This is a genomic window from Herbiconiux daphne (assembly GCF_024979295.1).
GTDB classification, from domain to species: domain Bacteria; phylum Actinomycetota; class Actinomycetes; order Actinomycetales; family Microbacteriaceae; genus Herbiconiux; species Herbiconiux daphnes.
This window is the reverse complement of sequence record NZ_JANLCJ010000004.1, coordinates 407,755-424,486: the sequence shown is the minus strand read 5'-3', so window position 1 is coordinate 424,486 and position 16,732 is coordinate 407,755. Positions and strand designations below refer to the sequence as shown.

Genomic DNA, 16,732 nt, shown 5'->3' with positions numbered 1-16,732 from the left:
GGGGGCGGATGCCGCGGCCACCCGGTCGGCGAGCCGCTCGCATCTTCATAGCCGCCTGCAAGCATCGCGCAATCCCCTTGATAAGCGCCGTTTCTACGCTCGACGAGTCCGACGCCCGCCCGGGCCGCTCCGGCCGTTGAGGGAGAACATGAAACTCGCCGCATTCGTCACACGCATCCGCCTACGAACCTGGATCATCTGCGGCGCCGCCGCGCTCGTTGTGGTCGGCGGGGGCGCCACGTGGGCCGCGCTCGCGTTCTCGTCGTCGTCGGCGCAGGCGCAGACCGCGCCCACGGCCATGAGCGTCGCCGCCTCGTTGCAGACCCTGCAGAAGACGGTCGACGCCACCGGCACCCTCGCCCCGACGGTGCAGCAAGACGTCGACTTCGCCGTGGCCGGCACCGTCACCGCCGTGAACGTGGCGGCCGGCAGCACCGTGACCGCGGGCGACGTGCTCGCCACGGTCGACACCCTGACCGTGCAGGCCGATCTGCTCGAGGCACAGGCCACCCTCGCCTCCGCGGCGGCCAAGCTGTCGTCGGCTCAGGCCGACGACGACGGCAGCGACGCGTCGGCCACGCAGATCGCCGCCGACGCGGCATCCGTCGCCGTCGCTCAGGCAGCGGCCGACAAAGCCGCGGCCGCCGTGGCCGACACCACGCTCACCGCGCCGGTCGCCGGGCTCGTGACCGCGGTGAACCTCGAGGTCGGCGACACGACGACGGGGTCGGGGTCGGCCTCCGGGTCGTCGGCGTCGGGCTCGGGCTCGGCGGGCGACTCGGCCTCGGGCGCCTCCGGCAGCGACACGAGCACGGCGCAGTTCACCATCGTCAGCACCGACTCGTGGCAGGTGAGCGTGTCGGTCGGAGAGACGGATGTCCCGCAGGTCGCCGCGGGCGACCAGGTCGAGCTCTCGACCGACGACGGCACCGCCTTCTTCGGCACCGTCAGCGAGGTGGGGCTCCTGCCCTCGACCGATTCGGGAGCCGCGACCTATCCGGTCACCGTCGCCGTCACCGGATCGCCCGACGGTCTGCACGACGGGGTGTCGGTGACCGCGTCGATCGTCTACGAGCGCCGCACCGACGTGCTCACCGTGCCGAGCGCGGCCGTGACGACGGATGCCGACGGAGCGACATCCGTCACCGTCGTCGACGCCGACGGCAACGAGACCGTGAAGTCGGTCACCGTAGGCGAGACGGTCGGCACGCTGACCGAGATCACCGACGGGCTGGCCGAGGGCGACCTCGTGCAGGTCACCGTGTTCACGCCGGGAGGCGGCGGCAGTGGCACGGGCGGCGCTGGCGGCACCGGCACAGGCACAGGCACCGGCACCGGCGGCCAGCAGGGCGGCACGGGCACCTTCCCGGGCGGGGGCACTCCACCCGACGGGTTCGATCCGACCCAGCTCGGCGGCACCGGCACCGGCACCGGCCCCGGCGGAACGGGCACCGGCGGCTTCGGAGGGGTGACGAACGGTGGTTGACACGCAGGGCACCGCGGGGCTCCTCGCGCAGTCCAACCAGCCCAATCAGCCTGACCAGCCCAGCCAGCCCAGCCAGCGCAACCCGCACGACACCCTCGAGCGCTACGGCGAGCCCGTCATCGAGCTGACCGCCGCCCGCAAGGTCTACTCGACCGGGTCGATCGAGTTCGAGGCGCTGCGGGGCGTCGACCTCGAGATCCGTCAGGGTGAATACGTCGCCATCATGGGCCCGAGCGGTTCGGGCAAGTCGACGCTCATGAACATCCTGGGCTGCCTCGACGTGCTCACCAGCGGCCACTACCGGCTCGCCGGGCACGACGTCGACGATCTCGACGAGGCCGAGCTGGCCGAGATCCGCAACAAGGAGATCGGCTTCGTCTTTCAGCAGTTCAACCTGCTGCCCTCGCTCGAGGCGTGGCGCAACGTCGAACTGCCGCTGATGTACGCCCGCGTTCCGGGGCACGAGCGGCGCGAGCGTGCCGAACGCGCTCTCGAACGGGTGGGCCTCGGTTCGCGACTCGGCAACAAGCCGGGCGAGCTCTCGGGCGGGCAGCAGCAGCGGGTCGCGGTGGCCCGAGCGCTCGTGGGGGAGCCCACCATGATCCTGGCCGATGAACCCACCGGCAACCTCGACTCGGTGTCGACGGGCGACGTGCTCGCACTCTTCGACGAGTTGCACGAGCTCGGCCGCACGATCGTGCTCATCACCCACGAGCTCGAGGTGGCCCGTCGTGCGCGGCGCATCGTGTTCGTGCGCGATGGCGAGATTCAGGATGCGCCGCCCGGCCACGAGGAGGGCGCGCCCCTCCGAGAGGCAGATCCGCCACGCCCCCAGGCCGATGCGTCCGAGGCCGATGCGTCCGAGGCCGAGGCTGACGCACCCGCGGCCGGCCGCCGGCAGAACGGGGCCGTCGCATGAACTGGGCCGAGACCTTCCGCACCAGCTGGGCGGCCGTGCACTCGCACGCGATGCGGTCGCTGCTCACCGTGCTCGGCATCCTGATCGGAATCGCCGCCGTCATCATGACCGTGGGCCTCGGCCTCGGCACCCAGAAAGACGTGAGCGAGCAGATCAGCTCGCTCGGCAGCAACCTGCTGATCGTGTCGCCCGGATCGAGCACCGACAGTTCCGGCGTGCGCGGCGGATTCGGCACCGGCGCCACCCTGACGACAGCGGATGCCGCCGCCCTCGCCTCCTCGGTGAACGCGCCCGACATCGCCGGGGTCGCCGCCGAGAAGACCACGTCCCTCTCGCTCGAGGCCAACGACACCAACTGGACGACCACCGTCACCGGCACCACGCCCTCGTGGCTCGACGTTCGCTCTCGCGACCTCATCGCGGGCGAGTTCATCACCGACGACGACGAGGCCTCGTCGGCCGCGGTCACGGTGCTGGGCTCCGAGGCCGCCACCGAGCTCTTCGGCACCACGAACGTGGTGGGGCAGTCGGTCACGATCGACGACCGGACGTTCGAGATCGTGGGGGTGCTGGCATCCGCGGGTTCCGACTCGTCGTCGAACCTCGACGACGTGGCGATCGTGCCGATGTCGACCGCCGCGACGCAGCTGATCGGAGGGGTCGGCAGCAACACGGTGTCGACCATCTATCTGAAGGCGGCCGGCGACGGGGTGCTCGCGGCCGCCTACCAAGAGGCGCAGGGAGTGCTGCTGAACCTGCACTCCATCAGCGATGCCGACTCGGCCGACTTCACGATCAGCAGCCAAGACGCCCTGGTCGACACCGCCACGTCGATCTACCGCACCCTCACGGTGCTGCTGACCGGCATCGCGGCGCTGTCGCTGCTCGTGGGCGGCATCGGTGTGATGAACATCATGCTCGTGTCGGTCACCGAACGCACCCGCGAGATCGGGTTGCGCAAGGCGCTCGGGGCGCCGCCGTGGGCCATTCGGCGGCAGTTCCTGGTGGAGGCCGCGATCCTGGGCCTCGCCGGCGGCCTGCTCGGCGCGGTGCTCGGCATCGGCGCCGCCCTGGCGCTGCCGGGCGTGATCGGGTCGTCGATCGTCGTGTCGCCCGCGGCCGTCGGCGTCTCGATCGGCGTCGCCATCGCCATCGGCCTGGTGTTCGGCGTCTACCCCGCCACCCGCGCGGCCCGCCTCGCGCCCATCGACGCGCTGAGGAGCGAGTGATGGGCGGGCTCGCGCGGTCGTTCGCGGGCCAGCCGCTTTCGTGCCAGCCGGTCCGTGACCACATCCCGTATCTCGACCACCCGACCAGAGGACAGACCCGATGAACATCATCCGACCTTCCATCGACCGTTCCGAGCGCCGCCGCGTCGCGGACCGGCCCGCCGCCCGCCCCACCGCCCGCCCCGCCGCGGGCCGGCGCGCGGCCACCCGCCCCGCCGCCATCCGGTTGGGAGCCGTGCTCGCCGCCGTGAGCGTGTTCGCGCTCGCCGGCTGTGCGTCGGCGGGGTCGTCGACGACGAGCGGCAGCACCCCGGCCGCCACCAGCGCACCGAGCGAGCAGCGCATGCCGGGCGGCGGCGGAGTCTCCGGCGAGATCGCCGCCATCTCGGGCAGCACCCTTCAGGTGCAGGACACCGACTCGCAGACCGCCGTGACCTACTCCGACGCCACGGCCATCACCCGCACCGTCACCGCCGCCCTGACCGACGTGACCGCGGGAGTCTGCGTCACCACCATCAGCGGCGCCGGCTTCGGTGCGGCGCCCGGCACCGACTCGGCCCCGGGCTCGAGCACCGACAGTGGAGGCGGCACCGGATCCACCGACGACACGACCGCTGTGGCGACATCCGTCACCATCAGCGAGGCCGTCGACGGCGCGTGCACCACCACCGGTTTCGGAGGGGGCGGCGGCATGGGCGGCCTGCCCGACGGCGCCACGCCGCCGACCGGAGCCCCGGATGCCGCCACCCCGCCGACCTCCGCCCCCGATGGTTCGGCACCCGATGGTGCTGCCCCGGGCGATCTACCCGACGGCGCGGCTCCGACCGGCGGCGCCGGCGCTCCCGGTGGCGCGGGCGGCTTCGGCGGGTTCACCAGCGGCCTCGTCACCGCGGTCGCGGCATCCGCGATCACCGTCGAGACCACCGCGGCCGACGGCACCACGGCGAGTTCTGACGTTTCCGTCGACGATTCGACCACCTTCACGAAGACCGAATCGTCCGACGCCTCCGCCCTCGTGGTCGGGGCGTGTGTGTCGGCGACGGGCGAGTCCGACGACAGTGGCGCGGTCGCGGCCACCACCCTCGCGGTCTCGACCGCCGGCGACGACGGATGCTCCACCGGCTTCCGCGGCGGCCCCGGCGGCGCTGGTGGTCCCGGTGGCCAGGGCGGTTCCGCCACCTCCTCCGGTTCGGCCACCTCTGGTTCGGCCAGCTCCGGTTCGGCCGCCTCTGGTGCCCTCGCCTCCCGATCCACCACCTCGACGAGCGGAAGCTGACGTGCCGAAGAATCCACCGCGCAACCCCGCCGCTGCTGACCCCGCCGCCGCTGACCCCGCCAACGGTACTGAGCGCCACACGCCGCCGGCGTCCTCGCGCCGCGCCGCCCCGACCGCACCCGGCGCCGTCGCGGCATCCGGGGCATCCGGGGCATCCGGCGCCTCCGCGACCACGACGACGAGTGCGCGCCCGGTGCTGTCGGCCAAGCGAGCGGCGGCGAAACGACGGCGCACGAGACGGGCGCTCGCCATCGGCATCACCACGGTGGTGCTCTGCGCTTTCGGCGGGGGAGCGGTCTTCGCCCTCTCGCAGCAATCGGGCAACGCCTACCGCACGGCGGTCGCCGCCCTCGGAACCGTCGACGAGACCCTCGCACTCAGCGGCACCGTGGCGTCGGCGACCCGGCGCGACACGGCGTTCCAGGCGGGGGGAACGGTGAACGGGGTGTCCGTCGCCGTCGGCGACACCGTCACCGCCGGGCAGCAGCTCGCGACCATCGACACCTCCGACCTGCAAGACGCCATCGACACCGCTCAGGATGCCGTCACCACCGCCGAAGACCAGCTCGAGAGCGACCTCGAAGCGCAGTCGTCGACCGACACGTCCACAACCGGCACGGACACCGGCAGCGGCACCACCGCTGGAACTCCGGATGCCGCGGGCACGGGTGCGGGCGCGGGCTCGGGTGCGGCTTCCGGCACGGGCACCGGCGCCGGAATCGGCTCGGGAGCTGGCACCGGAACCGGCTCGGGCACTGGCCCCGATTCCGGCGACGGCTCGGGCACCGGAACAGGCGGCGGCTCGGGCGACGGCACCGGCACTGGCACGGGCGACGGCACCGGCGTAGACACCGTGGCGCTGCAGGCTGCGGTCGCCGCCGTGACCTCGGCCCAGCAGGCGTTGCTGGCGCAGTACTCGGTCGCGTCCGACGCGCTCGCCGCAACCCAGCAGACGATCGCCACCTCCGACACCACCTGCCAGCCGTTCCTCGAGGCCACCCTCGACGACCTCGCCGCGGGCGCCGGTGACGGCACCTCGGGCACGGGGTCGGGCACCGACGGCACCGACCCCGCTTCCACCGACCCCAGCTCCTCCGACCCCACCTCCAGCGGCTCGGGCACATCCGCTGACGGGTCGACCGCCGCCGACGGCAACGCGCTGCTCGACACCATCAAGGCCGACCTCGCCGCCTGCCAAGGCGCGATCACCCAGGTGCAGACCGAACAGACCACCGCGAACGACGCCCAGACCACCGTCCTTTCCCTCATGGACCAGCTCGACTCCGCCGTCGCCACCCTCCAATCGGTGCTCATCACCTCCACCCCCGCCGAACCCTCCAGCGACGCACCGACGACCGACGACCCCACGCCGGCCCCCACGTCAGACCGCTCCGCCACGCCAACCACCGACTCCGACTCCGCCGTCCCCACGGCCGCCGTCCGCACGGCCGCCGTCCGCAACGCCGCCGCCACCGGCGCTCCCCTGTTCGCGCTCGCGTCGTCAGTCACGCAGCCGGCCTCGGCCACCACCGCGGTCGACGACCCCACAGGCGGCACCGGAAGCACCACCACCGGCACCAGCGGCACCGGAACCACCGGCACGGGAAGCACCACCGCCTCCACCACCATCACCGCCGAAACCATCGTCGCCGACCAGGCCCAGATCGACCTCGCCCAAGCGAACCTCGCCATCGCGCGGCAACAACTCACGCTCGCCACCCTCACGAGCCCCATCGCGGGCACGGTGGCGGCCGTCGCGCTGAGCGTCGGCGACACGGTGAGCGCGGCATCCGCCACCGCCGTCATCACCGTCATCGGCGACGACGGCTTCGTGGTCGACACCACCGTCACGCTCGCCGACGTGGCGAAGCTCGCCGTCGGCCAGGCCGCCGCCATCACCCTCGCGAGCACCGACACCGCGCTCACCGGTGTCGTGAGCGCGATCGGCGTGCTCGACGTGTCGACCGACTCCTCCACGCCCACCTACGACGTCACCGTCGCGATCGACCCCGCGGATGCCGCCCTGCTCAACGGCGCCTCCGCTCAGGTCGAGGTTGCCGTGGCCTCGCAGCAGTCCGTGCTCACCGTGCCCACCTCCGCCGTGCACCGATCGGGAACCGACTACACCGTCGACGTGCTCTCGAACGGCGATTCGACGGCCACGCCGGTCGAGGTCGGAGCCATGGGCGCCGAGCGCACCGAGGTCACATCCGGCCTCGCCGAGGGTGACGTCGTCGTGCTGGCCGACCTGAACGCCGACGTGCCCGGCACCGACGACACCACGGGCACCGGCACCGGCTCCGGCCTCACAGGCCTCGGCGGCTCCGGCACCACGGTCACCGTTCCGGGCGGCTTCGGCGGCGGCTCCGCGCCGTCGTTCCAGGGAGGTCCGCCCGCGCGCTGAGAGCGCCGTGCGAGAGCACCCGCCAGTGCCCCGCCAGCGCCCGGCCAGCGCCCCGCCAGGGCCCCGACACGGCGCGCGCCGCCGTCGCCAATTCGACACATGATGCTATTAGGATGAGTCCGATCCGAGCCGGGGGGACGCGGGCGTCGACGCTGACGGCAACCCTGGGATGCGACATCCGCTCTCGGCACGACCGAGAGGCACGACGCTTGTCCCTCCCCTTCCGCCGCGCAGGTCTGACCGGCGCTCTCACCGCACTCGTGCTCGCCGGAGCCTCGCTGGTCGGCGCCCCGCTCGCCGCCACGGCCGATGAGTCCCCGGCTCCGGTCGCTCCCGACGAGCGCGTGGTGATGGGCGACTTCTCGCCCGAGCTCTACGCCGAGCAGGCCGCCGTGACGCCCACCGAGCTCGCGACCGCCCTCCAGAACGACCTCGGCCTCACCCCCGCCGAGTACTACGCCCAGGCGGATGCCGCGGCCACCGCCGTCGACGTCGTCGACGAGCTCACCGCCGCCGGCACCACCGTGCTCGGCTCCCGGGTCGACGGCACCGAACTCGTGGTGAACGTCGCCTCCGACGCGGATGCCGCGGCCGTGGAGTCGCTCGGCGCCACCGCCGAGTTCGGCGCGCCGGTCGCCGCCGCGTCGCGCGACGTGATCGAGGCGACCCCCGACACCGCATTCCTCGGCGACCTCGTCGGCGGCCAGGGCTTCTACAGCCCCGACGACGCCGGTGGCGGATGGCTCTGCTCCACCGGTTTCAACGGCCGCGACCGCTCGAACAACTCGAACCTCTTCCTCACGGCCGGCCACTGCTACGTGCCCGACTCCAGCTGGGACGGCACGGTCTTCGAGCTGCAGCAGAGCGGCCCGGGTGTCGACCCGACCGGCGGCGCCATCCTCGGCGAGCCCATCCCCGGATCGGCCCACCTCGGCAACGGCTACGACGCCAGCCTCTTCTCGACCTACCCGTCGTGGACCTCGAAGCCCTCCGTCGGCACCTGGAACAACAACCAGGGCACCGTCACCTCCGGCTCACCCGTGCCGGTGCGCGACTACACCAAGGCCATCGTCGGCCAGTCGATCTGCAAGTCGGGCCGCACCACGGGCTGGACCTGCGGTGTCGTCGGCGCGGTCGACGAGGTCTACTCCATCGGGGGAACCCTCGTGAACTCGTTCACGTCGAACATGTGCTCGCTGAGCGGCGACAGCGGCGGCGCGGTGCTCTCGGGCAACTACGCCGTGGGCATCGTGTCGTTCGGCAACTACCAGAACAGCTGCTGGGATCTCGGCAGCATCACCGGCGCCTTCCCGATCGACTCGAACTACGAATCGGTGCTGAACGCCGAGCCGAACTACGAGCTGCTCGTCGATGTGCCGAAGCCCTCGAGCGCGACGCTCGGCGGCGGCGCCCCGGTCTACCAGGGCGGCAACGCCACCGGCACGGTGCCCGGCGGCAGCACGCGCTTCACCGTGCACCTCGCGATCGACGGGGGAGCCCAGGTCGACGTGCCGGTGGCGAGCAACGGCAGCTGGACCACGACCGCGACATCCGGTCTCGCCAACGGCCCCCACACCTTCAGCATGTTCGCCACCTACGGCCAGACCGGGCAGCAGTCGGCCACGGTCAGCGGCAGCTTCGTGGTGGCCGACCGGCCGGCGGTCGACCGCATCTCGGGCGCCACCCGTTTCGATGTGGCCGTCGAGATCGCGAACCGCATGTATCCCGACACGGCCCCCGTCGTCTACGTCGCCACCGGCTACAACTACCCCGACGCCCTGAGCGCGGGCCCCGCCGCCGTGAAGCAGGGTGGCCCGCTGCTGCTGACGCTCACCGACGGCGTGCCCGACGTCGTGGCCGCGAAGATCACGTCGCTCTCGCCCGAGCGCATCGTCGTGGTGGGCGGCCCGAACTCGGTCAACGAGTCGGTGCTGTCGACCCTGCGCACGCTGGTTCCGGATGCCGCCATCGAGCGCATCTCGGGCGCTGACCGCTACGCGGCCAGCCGCGCCGTGGTGGAATCGGTCTTCAGCACCGCCCCGCACGCCTACGTCGCCAACGGTGGCAACTTCCCCGACGCCCTGTCGGCGGGCGGCGCCGCGGGCTCGAAAGACGAGCCCGTCGTGCTCGTGAACGGCGGCGCCGGATCAGCGGACGCGCCGACGCTGTCGCTGTTCAAGAAGCTGCAGACCACGTCGCTCACCGTGGTCGGCGGTGTGAACTCGGTGTCGGAGTCGGTGAAGAACTCGCTCGCGTCGGGCATCCCGGCGACGGTGGACCGCGTCGCGGGCGCCGACCGCTACCAGGCGTCGATCTCGCTCAACCGGTCGGCGTTCACCACTGCCGACACGATCTACCTGGCGACCGGCTCGAACTTCCCCGACGCCCTCGCCGGTGGAGTGCTGGCCGGAAAGACGGATGCGCCGCTCTACGTGGTTCCGGGCGACTGCGTGCCGCGCGGGGTGCTCGCCGACGCGGCGGCCTTCGGCGCCACGAAGATCGTGCTGCTCGGCGGCCCGAACTCGCTCTCGCCCGCGGTGCAGAACCTCACGGCCTGCGCCTGGTAGGCGAGCGCGCGGTTCGCGTGCGCGCGCATCCGGGCGTCGTCCGCGAGAATGGAGACATGAGCAACAGTTACGCCGAGGCCGGAGTCGACACCCAGGCGGGCGACCGCGCCGTCGAGTTGATGAAGGCGGCGGTGCAACGCACCCACGGGCCCCAGGTGCTGGGCGGGGTGGGCGGCTTCGCCGGGTTGTTCGACGCGTCGGCTCTGAAGGAGTTCGCGCATCCGCTGCTCGCCACCTCGACCGACGGCGTCGGCACCAAGGTGGCCATCGCGCAGGCCCTCGACAAGCACGACACCATCGGGCAAGACCTGGTGGGCATGGTGGTCGACGACATCGTGGTGGTGGGAGCGAAGCCGTTGTTCATGACCGACTACATCGCCTGCGGGCGTGTGGTGCCCGAGCGCATCGCCACGATCGTGGCGGGCATCGCGCGGGCCTGCTCGGCCACCGGCACCGCCCTCGTGGGCGGCGAGACGGCGGAGCACCCGGGGCTGATGGGTGTCGACGACTACGACGTGGCGGGCGCGGCGGTCGGCGCGGTCGAGGCGGATGCCGTGCTCGGCGCCGATCGCGTGCGTGACGGCGATGTCGTGCTCGCGCTCGAGTCGTCGGGGCTGCACTCGAACGGCTACTCGCTAGTGCGGCACATCCTCGCCGGCGCGGGCCTCGGCTACACCGACCGGTCTGACGACTTCGGCGGCGTGGTCGGCGAGGTGCTGCTCGAGCCGACCCGGCTCTACACCGGCCCCCTCGTGCGGGTGCTCGCGAACCCGGCGCTCGGCGGCGCCATCCACTCGCTCTCGCACGTGACCGGCGGCGGCATCGCGGCCAACCTCGCGCGCGTGCTGCCGCGCGGCTCGTGGATCGAGGTCGACCGGTCGACCTGGTCGCCCGCGCCGGTGTTCCGCGTTCTCTCGTCGATCGCCGGCAGCTCGCTCGAGAGCGCCGAGGGCACCTGGAACCTCGGCATCGGTTTCTTCGCCGTGGTCTCCGCGTCGTCGGCGGCGGCCGTCGCGGCCGCGATCGAGGCCGAGGGCATCCGCACCTGGCCGGTCGGCACGGTGTCGACGGCCCCGCGCACGGCCGAGTCGCTCGCCGAGCAGGGCTTCGAACAGGGCGCCAAGGGCGTCGACGGCGGGGCCGTGCGCCTCGTCAGCGCCTACCCCGCGGCCTGAGCCGGGCGCGCGGCGCGGCGAGGGGGGCGCCTGCGCCCGTGAGCTGCGCGCCCGCGCGCGTCGGCACCTGGGCGCGTCGGCACCTGGGCGCGTGGGCGACTGGGCCGCTGGGCGCGTCGGCACCTGGATGCCTGGGTTGCGCATCGGCACCCGGGCGCGTTGTGCCTGGCTGGCGGCGGCGGGCCCCCCGAAACATGGGCGCAATGCGCGCGGGGCATGATCGAGCGATGGATGCCACCACCGACTCGCTCGCGCAGCTCGACGCCACCACGATGCTCGCCGCACTCGAGGCGCGCGAGCTCAGCGCGGTCGAGCTGCTCGAGCGGCACCTCGCGCTGATCGAGGCGCGCAATCCCGAGCTCAATGCCGTGGTCGCGACGGATGCCGCCTCCGCGCGGGCCACGGCGGCCGACGTCGACCGGCGCCGCGCGGCCGGCGAGGCGGTGGGCGCGCTCGCCGGGCTGCCCATGACCGTGAAGGACTCCTTCGACGTGCGCGGCCTGCGCACGTCGCAGGGCCGCCTGAGCGACTCGCGCGTCGCGGGCGACGACGCGCCGGTCGTGGCCCGCGTTCGCGCGGCCGATGCCATCCTGCTCGGCAAGACGAACCTGCCGCTCTTCCTCGCCGATTCGCAGACCGTGAACGACGACTTCGGGCGCACCGACAACCCGTGGAACGCCGAGCACACCCCCGGCGGATCCTCCGGCGGCTCCGCGGCCTCGGTCAGCGCCGGATTCGCGGCAGGCGAGATCGCCAGCGACCTGTCGGGATCGATTCGCGTTCCGGCATCCTGGTGCGGCCTGTTCGGGCACCGCCCGAGCAACGGCGTCATCTCGAAGCAGGGCCACATGCCCTGGCCCGAGGGCGGCCTGCTGGAGCCGTCGCTCTCGGCGACCGGTCCGCTGGCGCGTTCGGCCGTCGACCTCGACCGTCTCACCCGCGTGATGATGGGCGCCGCGCCGCAGGATGCCGTGGGCTGGCGCCTCGACCTCCCGGCGCCCCGCGTCACTCAGCTGGACGGTGCCCGGGTGGCCCTCTGGCTCGACGACCCGGCGGCGCCCGTCGACGACGAGACCCGGCAGGCCATCGAACTGTTCGCGCAGCGGCTCGAAGACTCCGGATGCCTCGTGACCGAGCTGACCGCGCCGCCGGTCGTGGGCGACGCCGCCATGCGGCTGTTCGAGCGGCTGCAGGCAGCCGAACTCGTGCACGCGCTCGACGACGAGAGCTGGTCGCGGCTGGTGGACATCGCCGGGCAGATGCCCGGAGCGGCCGGGAGCGCCGAATCGTCCGAGATCGAGAACGCCCTGCTCTACACCCAGCCCGTGCGCGCGACCTGGGCCGACTGGCAGCAGCAGCGCCGCATCGCCGCGGAGTGGAACGCGGTGTTCGAGACGGTCGACGTGGTGCTCGCGCCGACCGTGCCGACGGTCGCGCCCTGCCACTCGACGGTGCCGGCGGAGTCGCGCACCCTGCTCATCGACGGCTGGGAACATCCGGCCCAGGCGGTCATCGGGGCGTGGAGCCGGCTGGCGAGCCTCGGCCGTGGACCGTCGACCGTCGTGCCGCTCGGCGCGGGCGCGGCATCCGGACTCCCGGTCGGCGCCCAGCTCATCGGCCCCTACCTCGAAGACTTCACCCCGCTGCACGTCGCCGTGATCGCCGAGCGCGAGGGACTCATCGCCCACGAGCCCCCGCCCGGCTGGTGACGGCGCCGGCCGGACGCCCTCGACCGACACCGGGCCGCCGGACGCCGGGGGCCTGACTCCGGGCCGCCCGACGCCGGGGGCCTGACTCCGGGCCGCCTGACGCAGGGGCGCCTGACTCCGGGCCGCCTGACTCCGGGCCGCCTGACGCCGGGGCGGCTGACTCCGGGCCGGCTGATGCCGGGGCGCCCCGACCCCGGACTCCGACTCCGAAGCGGCTCGACCGGGTCGCGTCGCGGCGCTACGCTGTCGGCACGCGTCGGTTCGGCAGCCGTCCATTCGGTAGCCGACGGTGCGGGGAGTGCGACGAGAGGCGGGGGAGCGGATGGCGGCACCGGTGAGTTCCGAGGCCGCACTCGAGCAGCTCGACCTGCTGGTCGCCGAACTGGGTGACCCGGCGATCGCGCGCGGACGCATGATGGGTCGCCCGATTCTGATGCACAAGGGCGTGATGTTCGCGTGCCTCAACGGTGATGCGCTCGGCCTCAAGCTCGGTGCGGCGAGCCCGGAGCACGCGGCGGCCCTGGGCGTCGACGGCGCCGAGCTGTTCGACCCGTCGGGCAAGGGTCGGCCGTTCAAGGACTGGGTCAGCCTGCCCCTCGAGGCCTCCGCGGAGTGGGTGCCGTTCGCCGAGTGCGCACTGGCGTTCGTGGCGACCGACTGAGCCCGACCGCGCCCGTCGCGCGTGCTCAGTAGACGTGGAAGGTCACTCGCGCGATGTTCGACTCCACTCCGCCGTGCGCCTCGAGCCGATAGAGAAAGCCGTCGTCGCCCGAGAACCCGGGGTCGGGGCGATAGGTCAGGTCGCCCGTGAGCCGGTCGAACGTCAGCACGCCGTGCGTCGTGGGTGTGGCTCCCGCCTGAATCCACCATCCGCCGCTGACGCCGGTGACCTTGTCGTTGTCGAGCAGGCTCACACCGCTCAGTGTCGCGCCCCGGTCGATCGAGAACTCGTCGTCGACCGCCTGCGCCGGCTCCGCGACTGCGACCTGGAACGTGGTGGTGGGGCCGGTGCCCTCGCGCGAAGTGATCGCGGTGACCGTGATGGTGTCGATGCCCGAGAATGTCGCATCGGCCGCGTAGGTGAGTGACCCGAAGCTGTCGATGACGACCGTGCCGTGCGCAGATGAGGCCGACATGCCGCCCCGGCTCGTCGCATGGCAGAAGGTGCGCAGGTGCACGGTGACGCTCGCGATCACCGTTTCGATGGGTGCATCGTCGGCATCGGCGTAACCGCAGACCGGTGGCCCGACGGGTGGCGCCCAGGCGGCCGCCGGATATGCGATCGCGCCGACAGCCGCGAGAGGCAGCAGGCACGCGACGAGAACGGCGGCGATGCCGGCGGCGCGCGAGCGCAGAGAGGCAGCGCCACGGCGCGAACGGGCGGAGTGATTCATCGAACTCTTCTTCCTCGAGCGATCGACCCGTTCCCCAGGACGAGAATAGTCGAAAGTCGATCGAAAGTGAAGAAAGCTCGGAAAACTACCGAGCCGCGTCTGAGTCAGCCAGATCGTCTTCGTGTTGCGTGCGCAGAAGCAGGGTGGCCCAGGTGCGGAACGGCGCCCACGCCGCCGAGATCTCGGCCAGCTGCTCATCCGACGGCGGCGCGTCGAGCTCGTAGGCGTCTGCGACGGCGAGGCGCAGATGGGTCTCGTTCAGCGGCGCCCAGTCGGGGTCGCCCGCACCTCGCAGCAGGATGAGCTCGGCCGAGAAGGGCCCGACACCGGCGAGCGTCTCGAGCGACCGCAGCGCCTCATCGCGCGGGAGCGCGCGAAGGCTCGCACTGTCGAAGTCGTTGCGGCGGGCGGCATCCGCCAGCGCGCGCAGCCGCTCGACCTTGGCGACGGTGAGCCCGGGCATCCACTCGAGCCGCGCGAGGGCGGCCGGCGCCGGGAACGCCTGTCGGGCGACGCCGTTCACGAGCACCGGGGTGCCCAACTCGTCGGCCAGCCGCTGCTTCACCACGGCGGCCTGGGTGCGGCGCACCCGCTGCGAGATGATCGCCCAGGCCGCCGCCTCGTACCACGACCAGAAGCACACGGGCCGCAGCCCGGGATGACGCCGCTGGGCGGCACCGATCACCGGGTCGCGATCACCGACCCCTCCGGGCCCGGCGAACCCGGTGCCGTCGATGTCGAGCGACAGGATGCGCTCGACCTGCGCCCGCACCGCCGACAGCTCCGATCGCTTCAGTGCGCGCTCGGCGAACACCCGGCCGCGAACCTCGCCCGACACATCCGCTCCAGGCCGTCGCGCCCCCGCCTGCTCGGCCCCCATCTGCTCCAGGCTCACCCCCACCGTCAGCCACGACTCCTCGAGCGCGAACGCGAAGTCGAGCGTGCGCGCGGCCGGCGCCTCGTAGGTGACCGGCGGAAACCCCTCGAGAAAACGGATGCTCGCCTCGAGCGAGAACGCTCCGCGCGGTGCGATCGCGAACGTGCCGCGGGGAGCGGATCGCGCGTCGTCGTGCTCTTCGGTCACGGCTGCCTCCTGGGGTGCTCCGCCCATCCTGGCGGATGCCGCCGACAACCGACAGCGCATCCGGGTAGCCTGGGGGCATGACAACACCAGCTCTTGCGCACCTCTCCGGCGGACCCCTCCACGACCAGACCATCCCGCTCGACGACGGCGCTCCCGATGAGCTCGTTCTGCCCTACAGCGACGGCCAGATCGTCTACGTGCTCGTTCCGGCCGAAGACGGCGACGTGGTGCCCGAGGGCCCCGCCACTGCCGAATACCGGTTCACCGAGGTCTCCGAGATCCTCAACCAGAACCAGTACAACGACAACGACTTCGACCAGCGCTGACCGGCGAGCCGGCGCCCGCGAAGACCGGCTCCGGCGCCGGCGCACGCCCAACCGCCACCGCTTAATACCCCTGTAACGAGCGCGCGCTACTCTCGGGTCACTATGACATTCCAGGTTCCCGTGGTCGACATCGCCCCCTACGTGCAGGGCGGCTCACCCGACGAGAAGGCCGCCGTCGCCAGGGCGATCGACGTGGCGTGCAGCACGGTCGGGTTCATCCAGATCCTCGGCCACGGCATCCCGCTCGACACCCGCGCCGGCCTCGCGGCCGCCATGGACGAGTTCTTCTGCCTCACCCTCGACGAGAAGAAGACCTACCGCACCCCCTCGGGCATCAATCGCGGGTACTCGCCACCCAAGTCGGAGTCGCTGAGCCTCAGCCTCGGCGTGGAGTCGGCGAGCCGCATGAACGACTTCTTCGAGGCGTTCAACGTCGGGGCCGCGCAGTCCGACTACCCCGACGCCGAGGTCGACCCGGTGCACTACGCCGAGAACGTGTGGCCGGATGCCGCGCCCGGCTTCGAACCGCGGGTCAGCGCCTACTTCGCCGAGGCGCGCCGCGTGGCGAACACCATGACCGACATCTTCGCCGACGCCCTCGGCCTGCCCGCGGGCTTCTTCGACGCCTACACCGGTCACTCGCTCGACGTGCTGCGCATGAACAACTACGCCCTGCCGCCCGGCACGGTCGACCTCGACGGCGACCTCACCGGCATGGGCGAGCACACCGACTACGGCATCGTCACGGTGCTCTGGGCCGACCAGGTCGCCGGCCTGCAGGTGCTCGGCGCCGACGGCAGCTGGAACGACGTCAGCCCCGCCGACGACGCCCTGCTCATCAACCTCGGCGACGTGACGGCACGATGGACCAACGAGCGCTGGATGTCGACACTCCACCGCGTCAAACCGCCGATCGTCGACGGCACCATCGAGCGCCGCCGCTCCGCCGCCTACTTCCACGACGGCGACTTCGACGCCCTGATCGAGACGCTTCCCTCGTGCATCTCGGCGGAGCATCCGAATCTCTATGAACCCGTCACCGTGGGCGAGCACATCGCCGCCAAGCTCGCCGGATCGCGAGCGGGCGTGCGCAACGAGAAGGCCGCGCGCGAGGCTGCGCGCGTGCTGGCCGCCCAGCAGCAGTGACCGGCCCATTGCCTTCC

At 72.4% G+C, this 16,732-nt stretch carries 13 protein-coding genes; 11 read left to right on the top strand and 2 right to left on the bottom strand.

What is annotated here, in order from left to right; translation table 11 throughout:
• The first annotated feature begins 148 nt into the window (after window positions 1-148).
• The 9 genes from N1032_RS13220 to N1032_RS13175 all read left to right on the top strand — a co-directional run bounded on the left by N1032_RS13220 (window position 149) and on the right by N1032_RS13175 (window position 13,426).
• Window positions 149-1,486, top strand: a complete 1,338-nt coding sequence (locus N1032_RS13220) for an efflux RND transporter periplasmic adaptor subunit (RefSeq protein WP_259539562.1) — start codon at window positions 149-151, stop codon at window positions 1,484-1,486.
• A complete protein-coding gene (locus N1032_RS13215; protein WP_310795948.1) occupies window positions 1,479-2,405 on the top strand; it encodes an ABC transporter ATP-binding protein in 927 nt (308 codons plus the stop codon). Before N1032_RS13220 ends, N1032_RS13215 begins: the two co-directional genes overlap by 8 nt.
• Complete coding sequence (locus N1032_RS13210; RefSeq protein ID WP_259539561.1) at window positions 2,402-3,634, top strand: ABC transporter permease; 1,233 nt, start codon at window positions 2,402-2,404, stop codon at window positions 3,632-3,634. The genes N1032_RS13215 and N1032_RS13210 overlap by 4 nt, the downstream gene beginning before the upstream one ends.
• A 100-nt stretch (window positions 3,635-3,734) precedes the next feature.
• On the top strand, window positions 3,735-4,910 hold the full coding sequence (locus N1032_RS13205) for a hypothetical protein (RefSeq protein ID WP_259539560.1): 1,176 nt from the start codon (window positions 3,735-3,737) through the stop codon (window positions 4,908-4,910).
• A 1-nt stretch (window position 4,911) separates the two neighbouring features.
• Window positions 4,912-7,314, top strand: coding sequence for an efflux RND transporter periplasmic adaptor subunit (locus N1032_RS13200; RefSeq protein WP_259539559.1), 2,403 nt, complete (start codon window positions 4,912-4,914; stop codon window positions 7,312-7,314).
• Window positions 7,315-7,523: 209 nt separating this feature from the next.
• Window positions 7,524-9,881 (top strand): cell wall-binding repeat-containing protein, encoded by a 2,358-nt coding sequence (locus N1032_RS13195; protein ID WP_259539558.1) that lies wholly within the window; start codon window positions 7,524-7,526, stop codon window positions 9,879-9,881.
• A 56-nt stretch (window positions 9,882-9,937) separates the two neighbouring features.
• Window positions 9,938-11,056 (top strand): phosphoribosylformylglycinamidine cyclo-ligase, encoded by a 1,119-nt coding sequence (purM, locus tag N1032_RS13190; protein WP_259539557.1) that lies wholly within the window; start codon window positions 9,938-9,940, stop codon window positions 11,054-11,056.
• Between the two features lie 227 nt (window positions 11,057-11,283).
• Window positions 11,284-12,765: an amidase family protein gene (locus N1032_RS13185; protein ID WP_259539556.1), complete on the top strand. Its 1,482-nt coding sequence runs from the start codon at window positions 11,284-11,286 to the stop codon at window positions 12,763-12,765.
• Between the two features lie 298 nt (window positions 12,766-13,063).
• The gene (locus tag N1032_RS13175) at window positions 13,064-13,426 is read left to right on the top strand and encodes a TfoX/Sxy family protein (RefSeq protein WP_259539555.1); all 363 of its coding nucleotides are present in this window, start codon (window positions 13,064-13,066) and stop codon (window positions 13,424-13,426) included.
• 25 nt (window positions 13,427-13,451) lie between these two features.
• Here N1032_RS13175 and N1032_RS13170 read toward each other — a convergent pair whose 3' ends face one another.
• Window positions 13,452-14,159, bottom strand: coding sequence for a cadherin-like domain-containing protein (locus N1032_RS13170; RefSeq protein ID WP_259539554.1), 708 nt, complete (start codon window positions 14,157-14,159; stop codon window positions 13,452-13,454).
• A gap of 85 nt (window positions 14,160-14,244) precedes the next feature.
• The gene (locus tag N1032_RS13165) at window positions 14,245-15,243 is read right to left on the bottom strand and encodes a DNA-3-methyladenine glycosylase family protein (protein ID WP_259539553.1); all 999 of its coding nucleotides are present in this window, start codon (window positions 15,241-15,243) and stop codon (window positions 14,245-14,247) included.
• Window positions 15,244-15,320: 77 nt separating this feature from the next.
• On the opposite strand from N1032_RS13165, the gene N1032_RS13160 reads away from it, so the two are divergent.
• Window positions 15,321-15,569, top strand: coding sequence for a response regulator (locus N1032_RS13160; RefSeq protein WP_259539552.1), 249 nt, complete (start codon window positions 15,321-15,323; stop codon window positions 15,567-15,569).
• A 102-nt stretch (window positions 15,570-15,671) separates the two neighbouring features.
• The gene (locus N1032_RS13155; RefSeq protein ID WP_259539551.1) at window positions 15,672-16,715 is read left to right on the top strand and encodes an isopenicillin N synthase family dioxygenase; all 1,044 of its coding nucleotides are present in this window, start codon (window positions 15,672-15,674) and stop codon (window positions 16,713-16,715) included.
• Window positions 16,716-16,732 lie beyond the last annotated feature (17 nt).